Source organism: Paenibacillus sp. OK060 (genome assembly GCF_900101205.1).
Classification (GTDB): Bacteria; Bacillota; Bacilli; order Paenibacillales; family Paenibacillaceae; genus Paenibacillus; species Paenibacillus marchantiae.
Genome location: NZ_FNFR01000007.1, coordinates 178437 through 202046, shown reverse-complemented (window position 1 = coordinate 202046; position 23610 = coordinate 178437). Strand labels below are relative to the sequence as shown.

The following is a 23610-nucleotide window of genomic DNA, read 5'->3' as shown; positions in this document are numbered from 1 at the left end:
TGAAGTCAGCACTTCACAGGCAAGGTCTAAGGGTTAACGTACCCCAAGCAGAAGGAAAACATGATGAATTTCCCGGATTATTATATTTTCAGAAGCGTCTTACTCTCTTATTTCCGTGCACTCAAATTCTGGATCAGACGCAGACGGTCATCTTCGGACAGGTTATATTGAACCTGGAAGCAACCTGAGCATACATACATTTGTACAGAGAACGGCGCATCCAGCAACGAATCCGTACCAGAGACAGCGTTGGCAACAGGGTTGAACGTATCCTTGGTTGCCTTCTGTGTACCCGTGAGGATCATGAATTCACGGCAGTGTGGGCATTCCGGAACCTCTTCTTGCAAATCAAGCTGCTTCTCCACGCCTTCTTCGTATTGAATCAGATCATTGCCCTCATCCGCATATTTCGTCAATGTACGAAGCTCCGGCAATTTCAGCTCTACTTCATCTCCCCACAAATTGGCGAGATCCGTAGTTTGTTCACCGTCCTCAACATCATCCATATCATAGATGTCTTCCTCGGCTTCATTGTTCTCTTCATCACCGATATTGATGTTTAGAGTACGATATCCCTTTAATTCATTATGACAGTAAGGGCATTCTTCTTCTGGACCTAGCTCCTCATCCCATACAATCTCGGTGTGGCACCATGGACATACTGTTGGTTCCATATTAAATCAACCTTTCTCTTTCAGATAATCATGTGTTTAACACATATATGATGCCTATGGCAAAAAATACAATCGATGCAGCAAACAGAATCCGTATCAATATCTTCATGAACGGTCCCCCTACATGATGCTCGCGCCAATAACAAATGACAACGAGACGGAAATAATCATGGATATCAATCCAACGGCCCGGTTATCCGCTTCAATCTCCTTATCAATGGAGAACACCGGTGTCAGAAACTCGAATAGAAAATAGGCAATGAGCAGAAGGACAAATCCTACAAATGACCACGTCATAGCTTCATACACCGATGATTTGGCCTGAATGCAGAAATGAAGCACGTTGCAGATTCCAAAGATCTTGCCTCCTGTAGCCATCGCAACCGCCACATTGCCCTTCTTGATTTCATGCCAGCATTTGTACTTGGTCACCAGTTCAAAGCAAGCAAGAAATACAAGCAGCTCCATAATCGCTACGGAGAAAAATCCGAGCACCATCCCCAAGGGATGAGACAGCAATTCGTCAATCGTCCCTTTCACTCATCGTTCCCCTTCCCCATTCTGCCGCCTGAACTCACTCAGGCGGCAGAACTTCTTTGATTCCTGGTCGGGCTATTCCAATTCTGCGACGGTCACACCGTTTCCGCCTTCTCCGTAATTGCCCAGCCGGTAACTTTTTATATGTCTATGCTTACGCAGGTAATCCTGAATACCGGAACGCAAAATTCCTGTTCCTTTACCGTGAATAATATACACCTGACCCAGATTAGCAAGGAAAGCTTCGTCGATAAAACGATCTGTCTCCATCAAGGCTTCTTCCAGATTCGTCCCCCGCAAATCCAGTTCACTTTTCACATTGTCATCGCGAGTTCGTTTCACGCCGGTTACCGGTTTCTGCTTCGGTTTGGCTTCTGCTGGTGCAGACTGCTGTAATTCCAGGTCATTCAGGGATACTTTCATTTTCATGATCCCCAATTGAACCATGGCATCCTTGGTGCCTGACATCTCCACCACATGACCTTTTTGATTCAAACTGTAGACAAGAACTTCATCGCCCGGTCCGATGGCCCGAGACTTCGTTGCCGTTGAAGTGCGCTTAGCCGTCTTCTTGCGTTTCTCAGGTTCAGCTTCATCCAGTTGTTTGCGAGCAGCAATAAGTTTGTGCTCCTTCACGGATGCGCCTTCTTCCATAGCGAGCTGACGAAGATCAGTTATAATCTTCTCAGCTTCCGCTCTGGCCTTGTCCACAATGTTGCGGGCATCTTCTTCCGCTTTTTCAATGCGTCGGTCACGCTGCTGTTCCAGCTTCTCCAGTTCGGCTTGATGACGGCTGCGCAATTTCTCCATGTCCTGGCGCAGACGTTCCGCACTCTCACGTTCTTGCTCCGCAGTAAGCCGGTTCTCTTCCAGGGAAGCGATCATATGCTCTACACGCTGGTCTTCTTCTTTCACTTCGCCACGCGCGTAATCCAGAATGTATCCTGGCAGACCTAGCCGCTCCGCAATTGCAAACGCGTTACTCCGTCCCGGCACACCGACGAGTAGTCGGTAGGTAGGGCTCAGTGTATTAACGTCGAATTCCATGCTGGCATTAATAACACCTTTTCGCTCATAAGCGTAAGCTTTCAGCTCACTGTAATGCGTTGTTGCTACCATGCGGCATCCGGTCTGATGCATATGCTCCAGAATGGAGATCGCCAGTGCAGAACCTTCTGCCGGGTCGGTACCTGCCCCAAGTTCGTCAAGCAACACCAGACTTTTGGTTGTCATGTTCTTCAGTATCCGAATGATGTTCGTCATATGACTGGAGAATGTACTCAGGTTCTGTTCAATGCTCTGTTCGTCACCAATGTCCGCGTAAATCGCATCAAAAACACATAACTGGCTGCCATCTTCCGCTGGAACGAACAAACCTGACATTGCCATGAGGCTCAGTAAACCAATCGTTTTGAGTGTTACTGTCTTACCACCCGTATTTGGACCCGTTACGATAATGGACGTATAATCGTTGCCGAGTTCAATGTCGGTTGGCACCACATTTTCAATCGAGATCAGCGGATGGCGTCCCTTTTTGAGCTTGATGAATCCGCGATCGTTCATGCGTGGCAATGTGGCTTTCAATTCACGGGCAAGACGTGCTTTGGCAAATATGAAATCCAGCGATCCCAGCAGGTCAACATCAACCAATAACCACTCTGCCTGTTCACTGACAAGTGCCGTTAATTTCTGCAAAATCACTTCAATTTCGCGTTCTTCCCGGATTCGGGTCTCGCGCAATTTGTTATTCATCGCAACGATGGATTCTGGCTCAATAAACAGCGTTGCTCCTGAACCGGATTGATCATGGACAATCCCGCCAAAGTAAGAGCGATATTCCGATTTCACGGGAATCACGAAACGGTCTCCCCGAATGGTTATCAGCTGGTCCTGCAGCATTTTGGATACTGTAGAAGAACGGATCATCGAATCCAGTTTCTCACGGATGCGAGCTTCACCGCCGCGCAGCTCACGACGAATCTGCGCCAGTGTTACACTCGCGCTATCTGAGACTTCGGCATTGTCGTCAATACAGATACGAATTGCATCTTCAAGCGTTTTTTGCTCAGATAACTGATCACTGATGTAGAAAATCGATTCCACCTTTTCATCATCGTGGAGTGCAGCGATCTGACGTTTCAATCGACGTGCTGCAAAAGTGGTGTTGGAAATTCCCAGTAACTCATGCGGGTTCAACGTGCCCCCTATTTCGGCGCGTTTGATCGAAGCAGTAATATCCACAATTCCCCCAAAAGATGGAGAGCCTTTCAGACGATCAAACATAAAAGCTTCATCGGTTTGCTGGAGCAGTCTCTTCACTTCTTCCAGTTCACTGATCGGCTCTAATTGTTCCGCTTTCTTTTTTCCCATCGTAGTCTGGGCAAAGCTTTGCAATGTATTTAAAATTTTGCGATATTCCAATGTTTTCAAAATTTTCGTGTCCAAGTGTACAACTCCTTCCAAACTATAACTGTATTATAACGAAAGAAACTTTCTAGCGCTATTTAACGAATCCTTCCACACATAACTTGGGACATAGCGCCGCAAACTACAGGTGTCAGGATTGTGCAACCTCACCATTGAACAGGATGTACAATGCTCAATCCGATCTGAATAAAGGAGGTATAACACCATGAATTTTCTGGGACATGTCGTGCGATTTATCATCGCCGCAATTGTATTGATGGTCGTCAGCTGGATCGTACCCGGATTCGCCGTCGGTGGTTTCTGGAGCGCACTGATGCTTGCTCTGGTTATTGCTCTGCTTGGCTGGGTTGTTGAAGGCATCTTCGGTAAAAGGGTTAATCCTTTTGGCCGCGGTATAGTCGGCTTCATCGTCAGCGCACTGGTGATCTGGATTGGTCAATATGTCGTAGATCATGTACATGTCAGTCTGCTTGGTGCTGTTCTGGCTGCATTGGTCATTGGGATCATTGATCTGTTCATCCCGGTTTCCACCCCTTTTGATGCCGGAAGAAGATCCAAAGATCACGCATAGGCTCCAACGTACCTACTCCCCATAGGCTTCCCCTAAACCTCTGATGGCTTAAACGCCTGATGAGGTTTATTTTTTAGGTTGTGCGCATGCTGATGTTCAAAAAAACGACATAGGCAGCATGTACAGGCATCGTCAATTTGCGGTATGATGACTGGAGAAATCATTCAAATTTTATCCATATCACGCTTTTTGAGGAGGCAAATGATGAAGAAAGGCATGGCATGGCTTGCGGCCTGTATGTTGATTCTGGTCCTTGCTGCATGTGGTGGAACTGGACAATCCGCAGAATCAAACGGCGAGTCCGACTCGGGTGCAACTGCAAGCGAAGAACTGGTGATCAAAGCAAGCAACTATGAATTTGACCAACCTGAATACCATTTAAAAAAAGGTGTCCCGGTTAAGATTGTTTATGAAAATACAAACGGAAACCATGGTGTTCTCGTGCCTGAGCTGAACCTTCGGCTGGATACCAGGAACAATTCCAAAGTGATTACTCCCGACACAGCAGGGGAATTTGAAATGTCCTGTTCCGTCTATTGCGGAAGCGGTCACGGCAGTATGATCTCCAAAATTATTGTTGAAGAATAGTGTTCAAGACAAGGAGCCCCCGTAGCGACGGGAGCTCTTTCTTCATTATAACAAATTGTACAAGAGTGCGCTGTCCAGGATTCCAGTTATGACATAATCATCAGCTAGGTCTGATCCTGCTCAATCAATTCAATCCATTCGTTATATTCCGTCTGCAATTTCGTATATTCATCCCGCAATTGGCGGTAATCTGTATTCAGTTGCTCCGCCTTCTCCTGCTCCATCTCACGTTCAACCTGCAGCAAACGTAACTGATTGGCCGCAAGTTCATACCGCTCACCGATATCCAGCAGTTCATTTTCCATCGTCTGCTTTTCTTCGATTGCTTCCGCACGCTGCTGGGCAAGCTGCTGCCGCTCGTGTTCCAGCTCTTCTACCTTCTCCACACTGGCAGCACTTTCTTTCTGCCAGAGATTCAATTCATTCTCCAGTGTAGTCCATCGATCTTGCCAGGACTGTTCCTGAGCCGCCCATTCATCTGCACGACGTTGCCAAACCTGATCTTGTTGTTCCGCTTGTTGTTCCGCTTGTTGTTCTGCTTGTTCTACTCTTGAGCTTAGCTCAACTTCCCGATCAGTCAGCTCTTTCAAGCGAGAGGAGAGCTCTGCCTGTTTGGCAGCCAATTCTTCATGCTTAATCTGCCACTCAAGTGCTTCTTCTTCTGTCTGAGTCAGTAAGCTAGCTTGTTCATCGATACGCTCAGATAGCTGATTAGCATTCTGTCTTGATTCTTCAAGCGCACGCACGATTTCTTTCTTTTCTTCGCTCATCTCATTCAGCTTGTGAGTATAGTCTTCTTCACGCTGCAGTGCATCACCATAATCCTTACGGATTTGTTTATAATTTTCCTGCAGCTTGTTCAGTTCTTCACGAGCTTCATTCAATTCACCATCAAGCTCTTTATGTTGTAGCTCCAGACGACCAGCTTGCGCAAGATAACGTTCTGCTTCTTCGCTGGCGTGACGAGCTTCTTCTTTAACAACGGATAATTCATCATGAAGGGACTGTACACCAGACTCTAACGTCTCATTCTGTTCTGCAGCTTCAAGTACCTGAGTCTCCAATTCGCCGATCTCGATCAGACGTTGTTCAGCCTGCTCTTTCCAAGACTGCTCGCTCTGCGTCAGTGCACCAAGTTCATGTTGCAATGTGCGTACTGCCGCATGGGCCTGCTCAAGCACTTTTTGCAGCCTGCGCTGCTCATCCTCGGACTTCACTTCGGCTTCACGGAGTTTTTTGATTTCCTGTTCAAGCTGACCGTGCTGATCCTGTACTTTTCGCAGTTGTGCTGTCAGAGAAGATTCACGTTCAACGGTCTCGTTATACTGCTGTTTCCATTGCTGTTCCGCTTCCCGGAAATGTTCGGCCTCAGCTTCTGTGTTGCGGAGTTGTTCAGTCAGCAGAGCACTATCCGCTTTTAGTTGTTCCAGCTGCTGCTCCAATTCCGTAATTCGACGAAGCTGAACATCTTGCTCCTGTTTGTATACGGCTTGTTCACTGCGCAACATTTCAGTTTGATTACGCTCGTGTTGGAGCTGTTGCTCCTGATCCACAACAACCTCTTGAGCATTCTTGAGCTGCTTGCGTACCTCGGCTAATTGGCCTTCAACATCGATTAAGCGCGATTTGGCCTGTTTACGTTCTTCTTCCAACTGCTGCTTCAGCTTGCCTTGCTCTTCTTGTAGCAAAGCTTCAGCAGTTGCCGCAGCTTCGTTCGCCTGAGTCTGGGCTGCTTCATGGATTTGCTGAAGCTGTTCTTCATAAGATGCTTCTTTTTCCATCCATTCCAATTCCGCCAGTTCGGATGACTCCTTGAACGTTGCATTCAGCTGTTCAATCTCAGCCAGTCGCTTCTGCTCTGCTTGTTGCTGCAGTGCGGTTTGTTCTTCTTTTGCCTTCTCAGTCAGTTCTCGAGCTTGATTGACGGCAGCTTGCTCTGCCTGCTGTATACGCTGCTTCATCTCGGACTGAAGTTCACGGTATTGAAGCTGGGCTTCTTCCTGAACCTTTTGCAACTGAGACTCGGCTTGTTCCAATTCAGACAAAATTGCCGCTTCTGCTTGCTCCTTCGCCGTTTGTACTTGCTGTGCAGCCTGCACCTCAATTTTTTGACGTTCTGCCACGGCCCGAGCTTCGGCTTCTTTCAGTTGAGCTGCCGTCTTATCCTGAAGCTCCTTGTATTGTGCAGCCGCTTTGGCTTGGGCTTGCTGCAACTCATTTGCTGAACGTGTCTGTGCTTCTTTCAGCTGAGCTGCCGCCTGAGTCTGTGCATTCTTGAGTTGATTCGCTGCTTTTTCTTCTGCTTCTTTGAGACGCGCCTGTGCCTTCTCCTCAGCCGCTTTCAGTTGCGACGCAGTTTGAGCCTGAAGCTTTTGCTCGCGACCTGCTGCCTGAGCGCGTTCCTGCTCCAGTAATGTATTCAGCTTGGCTACTTCTGCCTGCTGATCCTTCTGGAGCTTCGCGATGGCCTGTTCCGCCTCAGATTTAAGCTTCATTGCTTCAGCGAGTTCTTGGTCACGGCGTTCCAGTTCCTGCTGATGTTCATTTTGTATGGCATTCAGCCGATTGAGTTCATTTCTCATTTCGGTACGTTCACCGGTCAGCATTTTCAGCTCATTCCGAATTTCCTGAGTCTGAAGAGACTGCTCAGCCATATGTACAGCTGCCAGAACTGCAATACGCGGGGTATCCAGTCGGGAATTATGTTTGGAGATGGCGCTCATTCGCTCATCCACCAGGTTAGCTACTTGTTTCATATAGTCGGCACTGCTGCCAACCAGTTTATAGGAAGTCCCGTAGATCTCTACGGTGACGCGTGTACGATCAGGTATAGTCACAGTTGTGCCCTCCTTAAAGTCTGTATGTTGATTCTAAGCTGTAAAACAAAAAAAGTCACATCGATCCTCTAATGCTAAGGATTCGATGTGACTTCAAGCAATTCCTGCTAATCTTTGTTCAAAAAATTGACTTATGTTCTATTTACGCAATTCGGCTCCAAATTGCTCCTCCAGACGAGCAACAACACGAGCATGAACCTCGGTAATTTCCTCATCTGTCAATGTGCGTTCACGGTTGCGATAAACGAGAGCCATCGCTACGCTCTTCTTGTCTTCACCCAACTTGCTGCCTGTAAACACGTCGAATACCTGTACGGTTTGCAACAGTTCGCCAGCAGATTCACGAATTGAGCGCAGCATATCCCCAGCTTCGATTTCTTTACTCACAACAACTGCGATATCCCGCTCAACTGCCGGGAATCGTGGAAGCTCACGATAACGGATATCCGCATCCGCTTCACTATAGATAGCTTCAAGCCCGATCTCTGCGAGATATACATCGTTCAAATCATATTGCTGTTGCAGTTCAGGATGCAATTGACCCATCGTACCAATCAGTTTGCCCTCTCCGCCATCTTTTGCTTCAAGGTATACCGACGCGGAACGACCAGGGTGGAAGCCTTCTGGACTGTTTGCTACCAGGCGAATGCGCTGCTCCAGGCCCACATAGGCGAACAGGTTCTCAAGTGCACCTTTCAGATCGAAGAAGTCCACTTTCTCTACTCCCACATTCCACTGCTGAGATGCACGATTTCCAGTGAGCAACAAGCTCAGGACCGGAATTTCATGCGGTTGCTTCGTCAGCTTTTCTTCTTCAGTGAAGAACACACTACCTACTTCGAATACAGCCAGTGAATCATGTTTGCGGTTCATGTTATACACCGTGGCATCCAGCATTTGCGGCAAGATGCTCTTACGAAGCACGCTGCGGTCCTCACTCATTGGCATAGCCAGCTTCACGGCTTTACTGCCTTCTGTTAGAGAAGGGAACAAGGATACTTTATCCGGGTGTACGAATGAATAGCTGATCATTTCCTGCCAGCCACTACCTGCAAACAAACCACGAATGGTACGGCGCATTGCTTGTGAACGCGTGTAAGCACCCGGTGTTGTTGGTCCTTCGATCAACGTGGTTGGAATATTGTCGTATCCATACAGACGGGCAATCTCTTCAAACAGATCCACATCAAGTGTAATATCCCCTCTGCGGCTAGGCACTTCAACATCAAGCAGACCCTGCTGCGCATCACCACATGCAAAGTGCAAACGAGCGAAGATGGTTTTCACTTCAAGCAGGGACAACTCGGTTCCCAGATAGCGATTCAGTTTATCCAGCGACAGCTGCACAATATGTTTATCCGCTGCGGCTGTTCCAGCTTCCACGATCCCCTGATAAACTTCGCCTTCCGCATAACGCTGAATCAATTCAGCCGCACGGTTCAATGCCGTAATGACAGCAGCCGGATCGACTTCTTTCTCAAAACGCATGCTTGCTTCGGAACGCAGCCCCAGTTGGCGCGACGTTTTCCGAACGGTTCCGCCGTCGAACTTGGCGGATTCCAGTAACAGATTCACTGTGGTTTCCGTTACCTCGGAATTTTCGCCACCCATAACACCCGCAATGGCTACCGGTTTCACGCCATCGGTAATGAGCAGCATATGCGGCTCCAGCTTGCGCTCCTGGCTATCCAACGTCACGATCGTTTCGCCTTCTTTGGCCATCCGCACTTCAATATGGCCCTTCTCCAGCTTATCTGCATCAAAAGCATGCAGCGGCTGTCCGTATTCCAGCATGACATAGTTCGTGATGTCAACGATATTATTGATCGGACGGATGCCAGCGGCCATCAAACGGTTTTGCATCCACTGCGGGGAAGCTCCCAGCTTGATTCCAGTTACATAGCGGGCTGCATAATGACTGCATTGTTCGCCAGCCTTAATCTCAACCGAGATATGATTCGCAGCCGCATCACCGATTTCCACCAACTTTTGAGTTGGATCAGCCAGTTTCACTTCACGACCAAGAATTGCACCCACTTCATAAGCTGCACCCAGCATGCTCAAACAGTCGGAGCGGTTCGGTGTCAGGTCCAGTTCAAGAACATGATCGTCAAGACCAAGCACTTGGCTGATTGGTGTGCCAATTTCCGTTTGTGCCGGCAATACGAGAATGCCTTCTTGTTGGTCCTTCGGCAGCAACTTGTCGTTCATGCCTAGTTCTTTCGCAGAGCAGATCATGCCAAGGGAAACAACGCCGCGCAGCTTGGCTTTTTTGATATCGAGTCCACCAGGGAGCTTCGCTCCTACCAGGGCAACGACTACCTTTTGACCGGCATCCACATTTTTCGCACCACACACGATCTGCAGATCTTCTTCCTGTCCGGCATCAATCACACATACATTCAGCTTATCAGCGTCAGGGTGTTTCTCCTTACTCTTCACGTAACCAACAACCACTTTGTTCACGCCCTGGTTCCGGTTCTCCACTACATCAATCTCAATCCCCGCACGGGTGAATTTCTCTGCCAACTCCTGCGGTGCCACGCCTTCCAGCGCGATATAATCAGACAGCCAATCTGTCGATACTCTCATGGACGTTCACTTCCTAATCTATGAATTGGTGTTGCAAATGAAGGGCGTTCGCCCTGTATGCTACTTCGGTAATTACAGTCGTCCGAATTGTTTCAGGAACGCCATATCACTGTTGTAGAAATGACGAATATCATCAATGCCATATTTCAGCATGGCGATACGCTCTACGCCCATTCCGAATGCAAACCCACTGTATTTCTCCGGATCATAACCGCCCATCTCGAGCACTTTCGGGTGAACCATACCGCCGCCCAAAATCTCAAGCCAACCGGTCTGTTTACATACCCGACAGCCACTGCCACCACATTGCACACAAGTCACATCCACTTCAGCACTTGGCTCTGTGAACGGGAAGAAGCTTGGACGGAGACGAATTTCGGTGTGTGAACCGAACATTTCGCGTACGAATTGCAGCAAGGTACCTTTCAGGTCACTCATGCGAATGTTCTCGCTAATAACCAAACCTTCTACCTGATTGAACTGGAACGAATGCGTCGCATCGTCATCGTCACGACGGTATACTTTACCCGGACAGATGACTTTAACAGGAACTTCACCTTTCATGCTTTGCATCGTACGAACCTGAACCGGAGACGTATGCGTACGCATCAACAGATCTTCTGTTACATAGAAAGAATCCTGCATATCACGCGCCGGGTGGTTCTTCGGCAGATTCAGTGCTTCGAAGTTGTAATAATCCATTTCAACCTCAGGACCTTCCGCTACGCGGTATCCCATACCGATGAAAATATCTTCGATTTCCTGTACCACTTTGGTCAGTGGATGCAGTCCGCCTTGACGTCCGCGACGTCCTGGCAGGGTCACATCAATTTTTTCGGATTGCAGACGTTTCGCCGTCTCTTCCTTCTGGAACTGCTCCTGCTTGCTGTCAATGACTTCTTCAATCGCCCCGCGAACATCATTGGCAACCTGACCAATCACCGGACGTTCCTCTGCACTAAGCGCACCCATACCGCGCAAAATCTCGGTCAATGCACCCTTTTTCCCCAAATACTTTACACGCAGATCACTCAGCGTCTGTGGATCGTTCACGCCAGACAGTTGCTCCAACGCTTCGATCTTTAATGCCTCCAAACGTTCTTTCATGTGTAAATGCCCCCTTTATGTGGTTTAATGCAACAAAAAAAGGCCTTCTCTCCCCTGAAGGGACGAAAAGACCGTGGTACCACCCTTGTTAGACATTCAGTGCTGCCCGGCCCTTCCGGCCTGCAACATGTTTGCCTCACTCTATACGGAATAACGACCGTTAACCGTTATCCCCTACTGACTCCTGCGATGAATCGCAAGATATGGTTCAGGGAACCGCTCCGGAGTGAATTTCAGCAGCCTTGTTCTACAGAAACGCTCTCAATCTACGGCGCTTCCTCCCTGTACAGAGGCACTGCTTACTTGTCTCCATCATCACGTTTGCATGTCAGATAAACCTTCAAATTTACTGATGATCGTCCATTATTATATGCAAAATCGCTCGAAATAGCAAGCCGTAAAGCCGCATGATCAAACGTTAAGCCAAAAAGTAAAACGGCATAAGCTTCGTCAATCGATTACTTCTGTTTTCGCAGCTCGTGCAACTGTTTCAAACGACGCTGAATTTCGCGAACCTCGGCAACTTCAGCCGCCCGTTCAATTACATCATCAGGCTTAGTCAACACATCATTGCCCCCACTGTTCATGGGAGATAACAATTCGGATAAACGCATTTCAAGCCGCAGCCGTTCATCATCTGACTCCCGAACCTCAAGGGCAGACTCTCGCAGTTTGATGGATTGCTCCCAGTCCTCCACTCCGCCTTCATACAGTGTAGCCTTCCCACCGGGTTCTAGATCAAGCAAGCGGCTGGCGAGTACTTTGGTCAACATACGGTCATGGGATACGAGTACCAGTGCTCCGGATGCCTGCTTCAATATATTCTCCATCACTTCCTGTGTGTCAATATCCAGATAATTGGTCGGTTCATCTAACACCAGTACATTAGATCCCCCGAAGTACAACCGCAGGAATGCAACTCTGCACTTCTCTCCCATACTCAAATCCCCAATACGCTTGAACACATCATCTCTTGAGAATAAAAAGCATCCGAGAATGGTACGTGCAGCACTTTGTGTCATGGATGGAAGACTGAGCAAACTGTCCAGAAGTGTCTCTCTTTCCGGTAACCCCTCAAGCTCTTGCGAAAAATAACCGATCTTCAGTTGTGGATGACGTGTCACTTTGCCCTGGGATGGTTCCAGATCTCCAATCATCAGTTTGAGCAGTGTCGTCTTGCCTGTGCCATTCGGACCACGTACGGCAAGACGATCTCCACGTTCGACTGCAATCCGGAGATTGTGAAGCAATGTCGGGCTCCCCGGATAAGCAAAGCTAACGTCTTCCAGTGCAAGGAGTTGGCGGGCAGCCAGCGTTTTCACCTGCAGCTCCATGTTCAATTTTGCAGCTTCGCGGGGTTTATCCACGCGTTCCTTCTCCAGGCGCTCCAGTTGCTTTTGCTTGGCATGGTAGCGGGAAATGTTCTTGTTGGCTTTCGCTTTGTAAAAGCTCTGAGTTATTTTCACTTCCACATCGCTTGCTGAATTATGAGCCTGATGAAACCACTGCTGATAATTGCGGATCGTCTCTTCTAGCGCTTTCCGTTCCAGCTCCTGCTTGCGATAGGTTGCTTCCTGCTCACGTAATTCGCGTTTCTTATGGCCTTTGTAATCAGTGTAACCACCTTTATATTTGGTCAGTGCATCCGGACTAAACTCAATAACACCCGTTGCAACCTCATCAATAAAGGTCCGGTCATGAGAAACAAACAACAATGTTCCGGCATAGGCAGAAAGCCATTCTTCAAGCCAGCACATGCTCTCTTCATCCAGATGATTCGTCGGTTCATCCAAAATCAGAAATTTGGGTTTACTGACCAATAGTCCTGCGAGACGAGCCTTCGTTTTTTGCCCACCACTCAAAGAATGATATGGCCGACTCCAATGTTCCGACGATAACCCCAGACGAGTCAGTACCTTCTCTACCTCAGTCTCCCACATATACCCGTTCAATTGCTCATATTGCTCCATCGCTATCGTATAAGCTTCGAGCAGCCGCTGCTCATCTGCCGCTCCACTGTTGCTCATCCGTTGTTCCAGTATTTCCAGGTCACGCTTTACTTCGTAAATCCGTCCACTTTCCTGCCGGACAGCATCAAGCACATTCATCTCAGGCTTGATCAATGAGCGCTGGCGCATGAAACCCCACTCCTGCTGCGGAATGTGACGTTCAATGCGTCCACCACCCTCTTCTTCTCCAAGAATGATGCGTAATAAGGTGGTCTTGCCACATCCGTTGCGACCCAGAATGGCGAGCCGCTCACCTTCATTTATTTCGAGATTCAAACCTGCAAACAACTCATTCCCGTTCCACTCTTTCGATACTTCATGTAGGCGTACCATTGTCATCATGAGGCCTCATCCTTCCTGCAATTCAAAATAAAAAAACCGCTGGCATCAGCCGGCGGTAGGCAATTCAGGATTGGATAAAGCGTCAAAAAACAAGCATAAGATACCCCACGGTATGAACAAAGAACCCTTAAAAGGGTACACACAAGCTAAGCCAGAACAGCCTGCCTGTTTCCATACCTGATCCCATAGCTGAATTTGGACACACGAATCCCCTCATTGCTCAGCCGCTTTTTGGCTGACTGCGTCATAAACTCTCTGCAGTTACTGGGGTTCAATTCATGTGTTTTACTTCATGGGACGTATGGTTACCTCTCATTCATGTGTAGTATCGATTTCTCCGTTATTGTACCAGATGATGGGGGAAAAGCAAAGTTTTTGAATTTGGAGTCAGTGATATTCTCCATTCAAACATGACTTAAAATACGCTAACTAACTTCTAGAAAAAGAAAAAACCCTTGTTTTCACAAGGATTTCAGGTGTTGCATTAGTTAAGCGGGTGATGGGAATCGAACCCACGCTATTAGCTTGGAAGGCTAAAGTTCTACCATTGAACTACACCCGCGCGAATGACGATCGGGACGACACGATTTGAACATGCGACCCCCTGGTCCCAAACCAGGTGCTCTACCAAGCTGAGCTACGTCCCGTCAAGTTCCGAGGAACATTAACATGAATTTTACAAAATTAATATACCATGATCATCCAATGCTTGCAACTTCTTTTTACCATTTTTCCTCTAACCTTTCGAAACAAAACAAGACAGAAGCGTGTCCACGCCCCTGTCTATCCTTACCCCGTGGGTTTATCCACATCTCTCAAAAACTTTTTTTCAAAATCGGCTGCCACAATGGGTTTGCTGAAAAAGTACCCTTGAGCCTCATGACAATGCTGATCACGAAGAAATGAAAGCTGGTCCTCATTTTCAACGCCCTCAGCCGTCACTTTCAACTGCAGGTGATGAGCCATCGACGTAATGGTCGACACAATTGCCGCGTTATTGCTGTCCTCCATCACTTCATTGACAAAGGAACGGTCAATCTTGAGGCGGTCAATCGGCAAATCTTTCAAATAGTGCAGTGAACTGTACCCTGTACCAAAATCATCAATACTGATGTGCACACCAATTTCCTTGATTTTGCGCAACTGCTCAAACGCACGATCCTTGTCAAACGTCATGCTCTCCGTAATCTCGAGCTCAAGCCACACAGGTTCCAAGCCTGTTTCCTTGAGAATGCCGCTGATGTTGTCCAGCAGATGGGAATGTCTGAATTGTCTCATGGACAGGTTAACCGATACACACAGCTTGCGGTAACCTGCTTCTTGCCAGCGCTTGTTCTGTGCACAGGCCTCACGCAATACCCATTCTCCAAGTGGCACGATCAGCCCACTCTCCTCCGCAAGAGGAATAAATTCCCCAGGGGATACTGACCCTCTCAGCGGATGCTGCCAACGTACCAAAGCCTCCATACCCACAATCAAACCACTAGCTAGATTAACCTGCGGCTGATACACAAGATAGAACTGCCCTCGATCCAACGCTTTGCGCAAATCATTCTCAAGCTGCAAACGTTCTTGGGCTTTCATCTGCATCGCATGAGCATATCGGTTTAGCTCTATTCCCTGCTCTTTGGCATTATGCAGCGCCGTATCCGCATTTTGGATGATCTCTTCCGGTGAGTCTCCGTCATGCGGAAATATCGCCATACCAATACCCAACGTGAGATGGTACTCGTTCCCATCCACCGTTACAGGTTTTTCGAACAGTTGCAAGATCGATCTTGTCCGTCGCAACGCCGTATCTGTTGTGCAGAAGTCTGTCATTGTCAGTACGAATTCATCTCTTCCCAGTCCGAATACTTCCTCTCCCGGGAGCGAAGAATGATTCAAACGCTGTCCAACCTGACGAAGTACACGGTTTGCCGCTTGTTGGCCCAACGAATCATTAATCGTTTTGAACCGATTAATATTCAATACCAAGACTCCAACAAGCTGCTCCTCTACCATAGCTGCATTCATCATCACTTTCAGTCGCTGAGAAAGACGACGGCGATTCGGCAGCCCTGTCACATCATCATGGTGAGCAATAAAGTTCATTTTAGCTTCAGCCACCTGTTGTTTGAGGAAAGGCGTATCCACCACAGACGAATACAGTCCCTTCTGGATGAAGAAATAACCCAAACAATCGCTTAACAGACCTAGCAACAGATTGAGATCATTAATCTTCGTAGCAGAGACAAAGTAACATTCTCCAAAGAAGAAACAGAGAATTGCACAAAGGATGGTAGGCAGATCACCATCTTTGCCTTTTTTCCATTGAACGAATAACACAACAGCAGTCACGCCATACAGGATTCCGATCAGAAAATGAATTCGGGTAAACATGCCTCCAAGTACATTGCCCTCCAGCAAGTTCGGCAGTACAGCCCATTCCTGAATAGCCACTGTATACAAAACAACAAAAATGCCGAGTGTTCCGCTGAAGAGTAAAAATTTGCGTGGTAACGCAATTTCCCTCTCGCTAACTGCATATATGAACAGCAAACCTGCCGCACAAACAAGAGATCCCAACGACATCATCTTCAGCGAGAATTCTGATTCCACCATTGCGCCATTCGGCATTTCTTCGGCAAAAGAAACGATGTGAACCAGTTCAAATAAACCAATTAATAAAAACAGTGTAGTCATAAGGACCCTTCGGAGGGTCAGTCTTTGAGTCTGAAATAACCAGCTTTGATTATAAATGCCGATACAGGCCGCTGCTGCAGCGAAGCCACCCAAGAGTGTCAAAACCGGGTAACCCGATATGATCAGATCAGAGCTTGCAGAGGAACGAAACCATTGACTTGCGAGGAAACACAATAAGCCGCCTATCGCGACCCAACCTATTTTTCTCTGATCTTGCTGATTAGCCTTCATGCCGTGTTTTCCTTCCCGGGATCACCTATCCTGAAATAACTTTAACGATATAAATTTACATTGTTACAATATTCGACATTTTTACATCTACCAACGTTCAATTCACATGCGAATACATGCTATCTGGTACATAATAACATTTATTTCCGCAGACGTGAACAAAAAAATAAGCACTCCTAGGAATATTTATTCATAGATATGTAGAAAAACAAGGCAATAAGAACTAAAAAAACATGAACTCCTCATTGGAGTCCATGTTTTTTTGATTTGCAACTGTATTTTAGACTAATTTTCGCCACATGTGCATCATTCGACTTAAAACGCTAATGCGCTAAAGTTATAGTCGTATTAGATCCATCTCTTGTTGACTTGAAGTCAATCTCAAGAATTATGCAACAAGCTTATTTGTCAAAATTCACTTCTGGTGTTGTCAATTTATCATAGAAATCAACAACCTTATCTTTGTCTTCCGACGAACGCAGTGCCATCGCCGAGCGAGGATGCTCGTCCAATGTACCTGTAATCATATAAGGCAAAATGTAACCCCATTCTTCTTTTTCACGGAGAGGGACCATCAATTGCTCCAATACACCCAGTACTGGACGCAGGTTGTATTTTGTGCCTTTCAAATGAGCAACGAGCAGTTCAGTAGGACAGTTTCCTGCAGCACGTCCCATACCGTATACGGAAGCATCCAGCAGTTCAACGCCAAGCTCAGCTGCTACCAACGAGTTTGAGAACGCCAGTTGCATGTTATTGTGTGTGTGAACGCCAAGACGTTTGTTCGGCAGATGAGTTTTGAACTTCTCCACCAGATATTTCACATCGTTATGATCCAGGCTTCCATAGGAGTCTACTATGTATACAACATCCACAGAACTTTCCTTGATCAGTTCAAAAGCTTCCAGCAGTTCATTTTCCATAACATTAGACAATGCCATAATGTTCAGCGTGGTTTCATATCCACGATCGTGGAATGTTTGAACCAGAGCAAGTGCCTTGTCTACATCTTTGCTGTAACAAGCTACACGGATCAGATCCAGCATGCTTTCGCTGCGCGGCAGAATGTCATTTTCGTCCACACGTCCAACGTCAACGAGTGCAGACAATTTGGTATTGCCTTTTTGCGGAATTACTTTACGCAGGAAATCATCATTCAGAAAACGCCATGGTCCTGCTTCTTCTGCACCTTTCAAGAGCTTAGGTGAGTTTTTGTATCCAATTTCCATATAATCAACGCCGGCTTCATTCAATCCAGCATAGAGCTGTTGAACAAAGTCCACGCTAAAGTCCCAGTTATTTACCAATCCGCCATCACGGATTGTACAATCTACTATTTTGCAATGATTTGTCTTCATTAATGTCTGCTCCTTTTCTGACCAACTTGTGTATTCCTCTCATGATACTTGAACGTAACAAGAAAAGTAAAGGGATTCCCGACTTATTTACTTCGATAAGATTTCCATATCCGATCAATCTCACTCATCTCGGAATCATCTGGAGATTTCTTCCCATAGCGTACAGCGTTATAGGTATCTGGTAGCATTACAGAGAGCTTCTGATCATCTTCTCTGACCCCATGCTGAACAATCGTCTCCGCAGCCTCCAGTGGCGTATGTGCACCCTGTATATCCACGCCCCGGTGTGCAGCCCTGTCAATCCACTTTCGATAATAATATCGAACACGTTCAGCTTCCTGTGAGGGCAGCGACTCCTTCTTGCGGAACCAGGATTTTCGCGTTTTTGCAGGCGCCTCTAACGTTTCGCTAATGTCCACATACTCCGTCCGGGGTTCTACCTTCTTCTGACCGGGCTGCAGTAGCCCTTTGAAACGCTCCATAAGTTTGTTTATCGCCTTCTGTCCCAAACGTAGGATAAGCCACAAGATCACAACTGCGACAGCCCCCATGACTACCCAACCCAGGATATCCCAGAAAATAGAGGGCTCCCCTGCCGATTCCATCCCTTCAGGTATCATTGGCGGTTCATTTGGAGCTGTAGGCGTAATAGGTGGCTCCTGATTGGAACTCGAACCTATTAAACCTCTGATCCAAGCAAGCAGACGGTCACGCAGTGGTCCTAGCCAGGCAACAAGACTGGGAAAAGCACCAATTCCTGCGATCACAATCAGCATCCATAACAGACGCTGATGATTCGCCCGGGCAAACTCACGTAACACGATCCTTTTTGAGCCATCATTTAATATCGCCCGATCCAGCTGCATACTGTATTGGCCTACCAACCAGCCAACAAAACTGATTACTCCCGCTGCATATATGGTTCCGGTGTAAGCCCGAAGAGGTTGCATGAATTCAATTCCATTGGCCGCCCCACTAAGCACAATTGCACTGACTACACCCCAAATCTGCAAGCGCCAAATCAAAATCGAACGGAAGACAGGTTGAAAATTCAACCCAATATAGGCTGAAATAATACCCCATACCACTGCCGTCAGCAAATCAGGTAAAGGAAAAGCCCACACTAGTGCGATAACCAATGAGACCAACATCCCCATAAGCAACGCTGCACCCCATCGAATAAACGTGTTTTTTTCACTGATGGTTGGTAACCTGTGTTGTACCCACTGACCTAACCAGCCAGCAATAACAAAGATAGCCATTAATGTGTATGGAAAATGTCCCGTTGCATAGAGAGAAGTAAGCGTTAATAGCGGATAGAAATATACTCCAATCAACAGAACGGCCGACAAGGATAAAAGTACTTTTTCCTTGGTATTGTTGCTGTTGGACTCATTCATGCACTCACCGCCTTGGAATCGCTTTTCCCGCCCTCTACGGGGAGTATGGTCACACGGTGGCCTTGCTCATGCAAACGCGCAATTTCATGTTCCATAGCTGGAGATACATAGGACGTAATTAAGAGATAACTGCGAACCTGCTGAGCCTCTTCATTCCGTTCGAACTCATCACTCAGGAACTGCTCCATGGGAACCATGCATTTCAGCTCCGTCTCTGCCATAGCTTCCAGTAACATTTCCAGATGAGGACTGCCGTAATCTGGCTCAATCCGTAATGGATCACGCCCTCCACTTACACGGTAGCCATTATGAGCAAATCCTGCGGGTAACCCTCTTCCAATCGCATCTACCGCGGCTGTTGCCGCATAACGGAGTGCCCGTTCGATCATCTCGGGGCGGGTAACGACACTCCACATGTCTGCTGACTCCTGAATGTTAACCACAATCCAGGATTGAGGGTCCGCAGTCCATCCCTGCTTATAAACCTGCAATTCTCCTGTGCGTGCACTCGCTTTCCAATGAATACGGTTCATCGGATCACCCGCACCATACGGTCGTACCCCGAGAATCAGAAAGGGATCTTCAACAATCCAACGGGATACTTCAACCTCACCCTGCCATACCTGATAAATCGCAGGCAGATCCTCCGCATGAACAAGTGAAGGATAGACGACCATGGACAGATGAACGGGAATAGGCTTCGAGGTACGCCAAAGGCCGAACAAGTCCCCTCCGGTCATGGTTACGGTGTTTAACGTGTAGATCCCACGTCTACTGCATACAAAAGGATGCTTGCGCGTAATACGGGTAAACGGTTTCAAAGTAAAGATACTTTTATGATTCTGATAAATATCTCCCTGACTGATATCCATGCCTGAGCCGGAACGGAATACAAATGAAACTGGCATCATAGCTTCAAGTCTGAGCCATGGAACCGATATTCGTTTTTCATTCGCAATCGTCTCAACCATCTCCAGCTCATCCCCGGCGTAACAACGCATTTTGCTGAACTGTCTGGTATACTTCAGCTTGCGTAAAGCCGGACGGCCGAACCATATGCCGTGTACTCCAATAACAATGCCTCCAACAACGACAAGCCATAGTAATGCCATATGTTATCGCCCGCTGCCTGTAGCAAGATTCTCCGTCGGCACTTCAATCTGGCTCAGAAGTTCCTGAATAATACGCTCCGCCAAGCCCTCTTGTTGTCTCACCCGGTTACGGAATACAAGCCGATGGGCTAACACGGGCTCCGCCAATAATTTAATATCATCAGGGAGAACGAAGTCTCTGCCATGTAAAGCAGCCCAGGCCTGACTTGCCTTGAGCAACGCCTGAGCTCCTCGTGGGCTTACGCCCAGTGAAAGCTCGGGATGCTGCCTAGTCGCTTCTGTCAGACGGATAATATATCGTAATAGATCTTCGTCGATTTGGACCGATGTATAAGTGCTCTGTGCCTCAAGCAGCTGCTCGCGACTAATGATAGCGGACAGATCGGCAACAGAAAGGCTCGCTACCGTACGTCTCAGAATTTCTACACTTTCTTCACTGCTTGGATAGCCCATTCGGATCTTCATCATGAAACGATCCATCTGTGCCTCGGGTAATGGAAAAGTTCCCTGGTTATCTACCGGGTTTTGTGTGGCAATGACGATAAATGGTCGTTCCAGCTGTCTGGTTGAACCATCAATACTGATCTGCCGTTCCTCCATACACTCCAGCAAACTGGATTGGGTACGCGGTGTAGCCCGGTTAATCTCATCTGCCAGCACCAAGTTGGCAAACAGGGGGCCAGGTCTGAATTCAAAGTCACCTTCTTTTTGGTTGAAAAAATGAATACCTGTTAAATCGGATGGCAACAGATCCGGTGTGAACTGAATACGCTGGAAGGTACAATCCAGTGAAGAGGCTACAGATTTGGCCAACATGGTTTTCCCCGTACCGGGTACGTCCTCCAACAGAACATGCCCTGAGGCAATGATGGCTGTCATTACAAGCTCAATCGTATGGTCTTTGCCCACAATGATCTTCCCTACATGGTCCATTAGCTGTTTGTTCATTTGTTCCATTCCCTGGATATTCATAATTGGTTCTTCCTCCCGTAAATTGAGCTATGTATTCGCATTCATTCTAACTATAACCCTAATCGTCCCAACAAAAAACAACAGGAATCGGCGGGTAGGCCAATTCCTGTTTTCATAACTCTTGCCTCTACACCAAGGGAAGCATAATGATGAACCGGGTGCCTTCCCCTTTTTTGCTATCCACAGAAATATTGCCTCCGTGATTTTTGATAATGCGGTAACTCACGGAAAGTCCCAGCCCTGTTCCGCTCTCCTTGGTGGTGAAAAACGGGTCAAATAGGCGCACAAGGGTGTTGTGGTCCATCCCCTGTCCATTATCAGCAATGGAGATCTGCACATACTTGTTCTCGGTTCCCGTAGAGATCTGAATCAAGCCAGTATGCTCTTCGCCCACATCCTCGATGGCATCCATTGCGTTTTTAACCATATTCAAAATTACCTGCTTAATCTGTTTGACATCAATGGACACATTTAACGGCACTTCTGCTTCATCCAGGGTGATCTCGCACCCCTTCATCAATCCTTCGCTTTCTGTCAGCAAGACCACCTCTTTGAGCAAAGAGTTAACAGAAATAATGGTCTTCTGAGGAGCTGACGGTTTCGAGGAATTCAGAAATTCGTAGATAATGTCGTTCGCCCTGTCAATCTCCGTTAGAATGATTCGAGCGTACTCGTCTTTCCCCAATTGCAACAAATGAGGACGAAGCAACTGGATAAATCCGCGGATAGCCGTCAAAGGATTGCGAATCTCATGGGCAATCGATGCCGAAATCCGCCCCAACATTGCAAGTTTGTCATTCTGATAAGCGGTCTGCTCAATCTGTTTATAATCGGAAACATCCTTCACACTGAAGAGGAAGTCCCCATCCATCTGATCCCCGTACGTTACTGTAACCAGCCAATGCCTGCCATACTCGTCAATCAATTCATGATAGCGCTTACGATGAAAGATAGTTTCCCGATAGATGCGTAAAATTTTCTTTTTCTTGAATCGGCTCATCTGTGGATGATGCAGCATTTGCATCAGGGTGCAGCCGCTCAATAGACTCCTAGGAAGCTCCAACAATTTTGCCATTTGAACGTTAATAAACGTCAATACACCGTTACTGTCAAACAACATTATACCGCTATCCAGATGTTCCAGGACATTCTCATACTTGTTGTTATCCAGATGTACAGGCGGGAATCCATTCGTTGGTCGAGGCACTGTATCCTGAAATTCACTAATCATGTCAGGTTCCTCCTTTTCACGTAAATGATAAACTTGCCATTCGGACATCATATCATCACAGAAACAGGAAGGGCCGATTTTATTTTTCATTACCGGTGCCCTTTCATTAGGGGGCTGAGCCGAAAATATGGATGGCATGTCCGGAACCCAAGCTGGTCTATTCCGGGTAACCAAGAGTCGATCCGGAAAACATTATACGTCTGTTCCATTCTAACCTTCTCCTATTCCCAAACACGAACATTTTTTGCTCCGCCTCTTTTGCAAGTCTGTTTTTATCATAGACAAGTTTATAGAAGGGAGTCAATCGGAGAAAGTGTCGAATGGAAATTATTTTAAGAAAAACCGTGAATTAGTTTCTATATACAACAAAAACGAAGCTTATTCGCTCGATTAGCGAATAAGCTCCGTTTGTATAGTTTAAATTTTAAATAATTAAATTCAATCTATAGTCCACTCTTGTTATGCTGAATTTTGAGTCTGCGCTGACTCATGACGGCTAAGCGACGCTTTAGTTCACTTTCCCACTTCTCATCCTTCATTTCCTTGGCAAGACGAAGTAGATCCAGAGACATGTCGATCTGACGCTGCACAATGACCATAGCATCCTCGCTTTCACGATTCACGCAATTTTCAAAAATCGCATCTTCGTCTTCCGTCACGTAATCTTGAAAATCAATCTCCGACGCACCATCTCCATGCGCATATTCAGCCAAAATTTCATATTCATTTTCCACTTTATAATGCACTTCTACCCGGTGACACACCGGACAAAACAGCAGGGGAACATTATGAACCTGGGTGCGGTAATGCTTCAGCGTGCCCTTTGTTCCCACCATACTTGCCCCACAACAGTAACTCATTTTTGTTCACCCTCCTTATAACGTGCCGAGACTTTTTAATGGATAGCAGTCCCGTACACTTCAAGCACTTCCGAAAA

General features: G+C 47.1%; 16 protein-coding genes and 2 tRNA genes. 2 read left to right on the top strand and 16 right to left on the bottom strand.

Going from position 1 to position 23610, the window contains the following annotated elements:
• Positions 1-107: 107 nt before the first annotated feature.
• From BLS14_RS24515 to BLS14_RS24505, 3 genes are all read right to left on the bottom strand, one after another.
• Complete coding sequence (locus tag BLS14_RS24515) at positions 108-674, bottom strand: hypothetical protein (RefSeq protein ID WP_090808656.1); 567 nt, start codon at positions 672-674, stop codon at positions 108-110.
• A 120-nt stretch (positions 675-794) separates the two neighbouring features.
• The gene (locus BLS14_RS24510) at positions 795-1172 is read right to left on the bottom strand and encodes a DUF350 domain-containing protein (RefSeq protein WP_053780553.1); all 378 of its coding nucleotides are present in this window, start codon (positions 1170-1172) and stop codon (positions 795-797) included.
• Between the two features lie 114 nt (positions 1173-1286).
• Positions 1287-3656: an endonuclease MutS2 gene (locus BLS14_RS24505; protein WP_063564211.1), complete on the bottom strand. Its 2370-nt coding sequence runs from the start codon at positions 3654-3656 to the stop codon at positions 1287-1289.
• A gap of 187 nt (positions 3657-3843) precedes the next feature.
• On the opposite strand from BLS14_RS24505, the gene BLS14_RS24500 reads away from it, so the two are divergent.
• Positions 3844-4209 carry a phage holin family protein gene (locus BLS14_RS24500; RefSeq protein ID WP_053780442.1) on the top strand — a complete coding sequence of 122 codons (366 nt, stop codon included), beginning with the start codon at positions 3844-3846 and terminating at the stop codon, positions 4207-4209.
• Between the two features lie 204 nt (positions 4210-4413).
• Positions 4414-4797: a cupredoxin domain-containing protein gene (locus BLS14_RS24495; protein ID WP_079696537.1), complete on the top strand. Its 384-nt coding sequence runs from the start codon at positions 4414-4416 to the stop codon at positions 4795-4797.
• A gap of 104 nt (positions 4798-4901) precedes the next feature.
• Here BLS14_RS24495 and BLS14_RS24490 read toward each other — a convergent pair whose 3' ends face one another.
• The 13 genes from BLS14_RS24490 to BLS14_RS24430 all read right to left on the bottom strand — a co-directional run bounded on the left by BLS14_RS24490 (position 4902) and on the right by BLS14_RS24430 (position 23533).
• Positions 4902-7634, bottom strand: coding sequence for a cell division protein ZapA (locus BLS14_RS24490; protein ID WP_090954443.1), 2733 nt, complete (start codon positions 7632-7634; stop codon positions 4902-4904).
• A 138-nt stretch (positions 7635-7772) separates the two neighbouring features.
• Positions 7773-10226: a phenylalanine--tRNA ligase subunit beta gene (pheT, locus tag BLS14_RS24485; protein WP_090954441.1), complete on the bottom strand. Its 2454-nt coding sequence runs from the start codon at positions 10224-10226 to the stop codon at positions 7773-7775.
• A 72-nt stretch (positions 10227-10298) separates the two neighbouring features.
• Positions 10299-11333, bottom strand: a complete 1035-nt coding sequence (pheS, locus tag BLS14_RS24480; RefSeq protein WP_024628331.1) for a phenylalanine--tRNA ligase subunit alpha — start codon at positions 11331-11333, stop codon at positions 10299-10301.
• A 458-nt stretch (positions 11334-11791) separates the two neighbouring features.
• Positions 11792-13684: a ribosomal protection-like ABC-F family protein gene (gene abc-f / locus BLS14_RS24475; RefSeq protein WP_090954439.1), complete on the bottom strand. Its 1893-nt coding sequence runs from the start codon at positions 13682-13684 to the stop codon at positions 11792-11794.
• 491 nt (positions 13685-14175) lie between these two features.
• A tRNA-Gly gene (locus BLS14_RS24470) sits at positions 14176-14246 on the bottom strand.
• An 11-nt stretch (positions 14247-14257) separates the two neighbouring features.
• A tRNA-Pro gene (locus BLS14_RS24465) sits at positions 14258-14331 on the bottom strand.
• 142 nt (positions 14332-14473) lie between these two features.
• A complete protein-coding gene (locus BLS14_RS24460; RefSeq protein ID WP_079696526.1) occupies positions 14474-16600 on the bottom strand; it encodes a bifunctional diguanylate cyclase/phosphodiesterase in 2127 nt (708 codons plus the stop codon).
• Positions 16601-17001: 401 nt separating this feature from the next.
• A complete protein-coding gene (locus BLS14_RS24455) occupies positions 17002-17958 on the bottom strand; it encodes an aldolase catalytic domain-containing protein (protein ID WP_063564204.1) in 957 nt (318 codons plus the stop codon).
• Positions 17959-18041: 83 nt separating this feature from the next.
• The gene (locus tag BLS14_RS24450; protein ID WP_090954437.1) at positions 18042-19358 is read right to left on the bottom strand and encodes a hypothetical protein; all 1317 of its coding nucleotides are present in this window, start codon (positions 19356-19358) and stop codon (positions 18042-18044) included.
• Positions 19355-20470: a DUF58 domain-containing protein gene (locus tag BLS14_RS24445; RefSeq protein ID WP_090954435.1), complete on the bottom strand. Its 1116-nt coding sequence runs from the start codon at positions 20468-20470 to the stop codon at positions 19355-19357. Before BLS14_RS24445 ends, BLS14_RS24450 begins: the two co-directional genes overlap by 4 nt.
• Before the next feature lie 3 nt (positions 20471-20473).
• Positions 20474-21442, bottom strand: a complete 969-nt coding sequence (locus BLS14_RS24440) for an AAA family ATPase (protein ID WP_063564201.1) — start codon at positions 21440-21442, stop codon at positions 20474-20476.
• Positions 21443-21569: 127 nt separating this feature from the next.
• Entirely contained in the window at positions 21570-22673 is a 1104-nt protein-coding gene (locus tag BLS14_RS24435; protein WP_063564200.1) for an ATP-binding protein, read from the bottom strand.
• Between the two features lie 443 nt (positions 22674-23116).
• Complete coding sequence (locus BLS14_RS24430; RefSeq protein WP_024628323.1) at positions 23117-23533, bottom strand: hypothetical protein; 417 nt, start codon at positions 23531-23533, stop codon at positions 23117-23119.
• Positions 23534-23610: the final 77 nt, after the last annotated feature.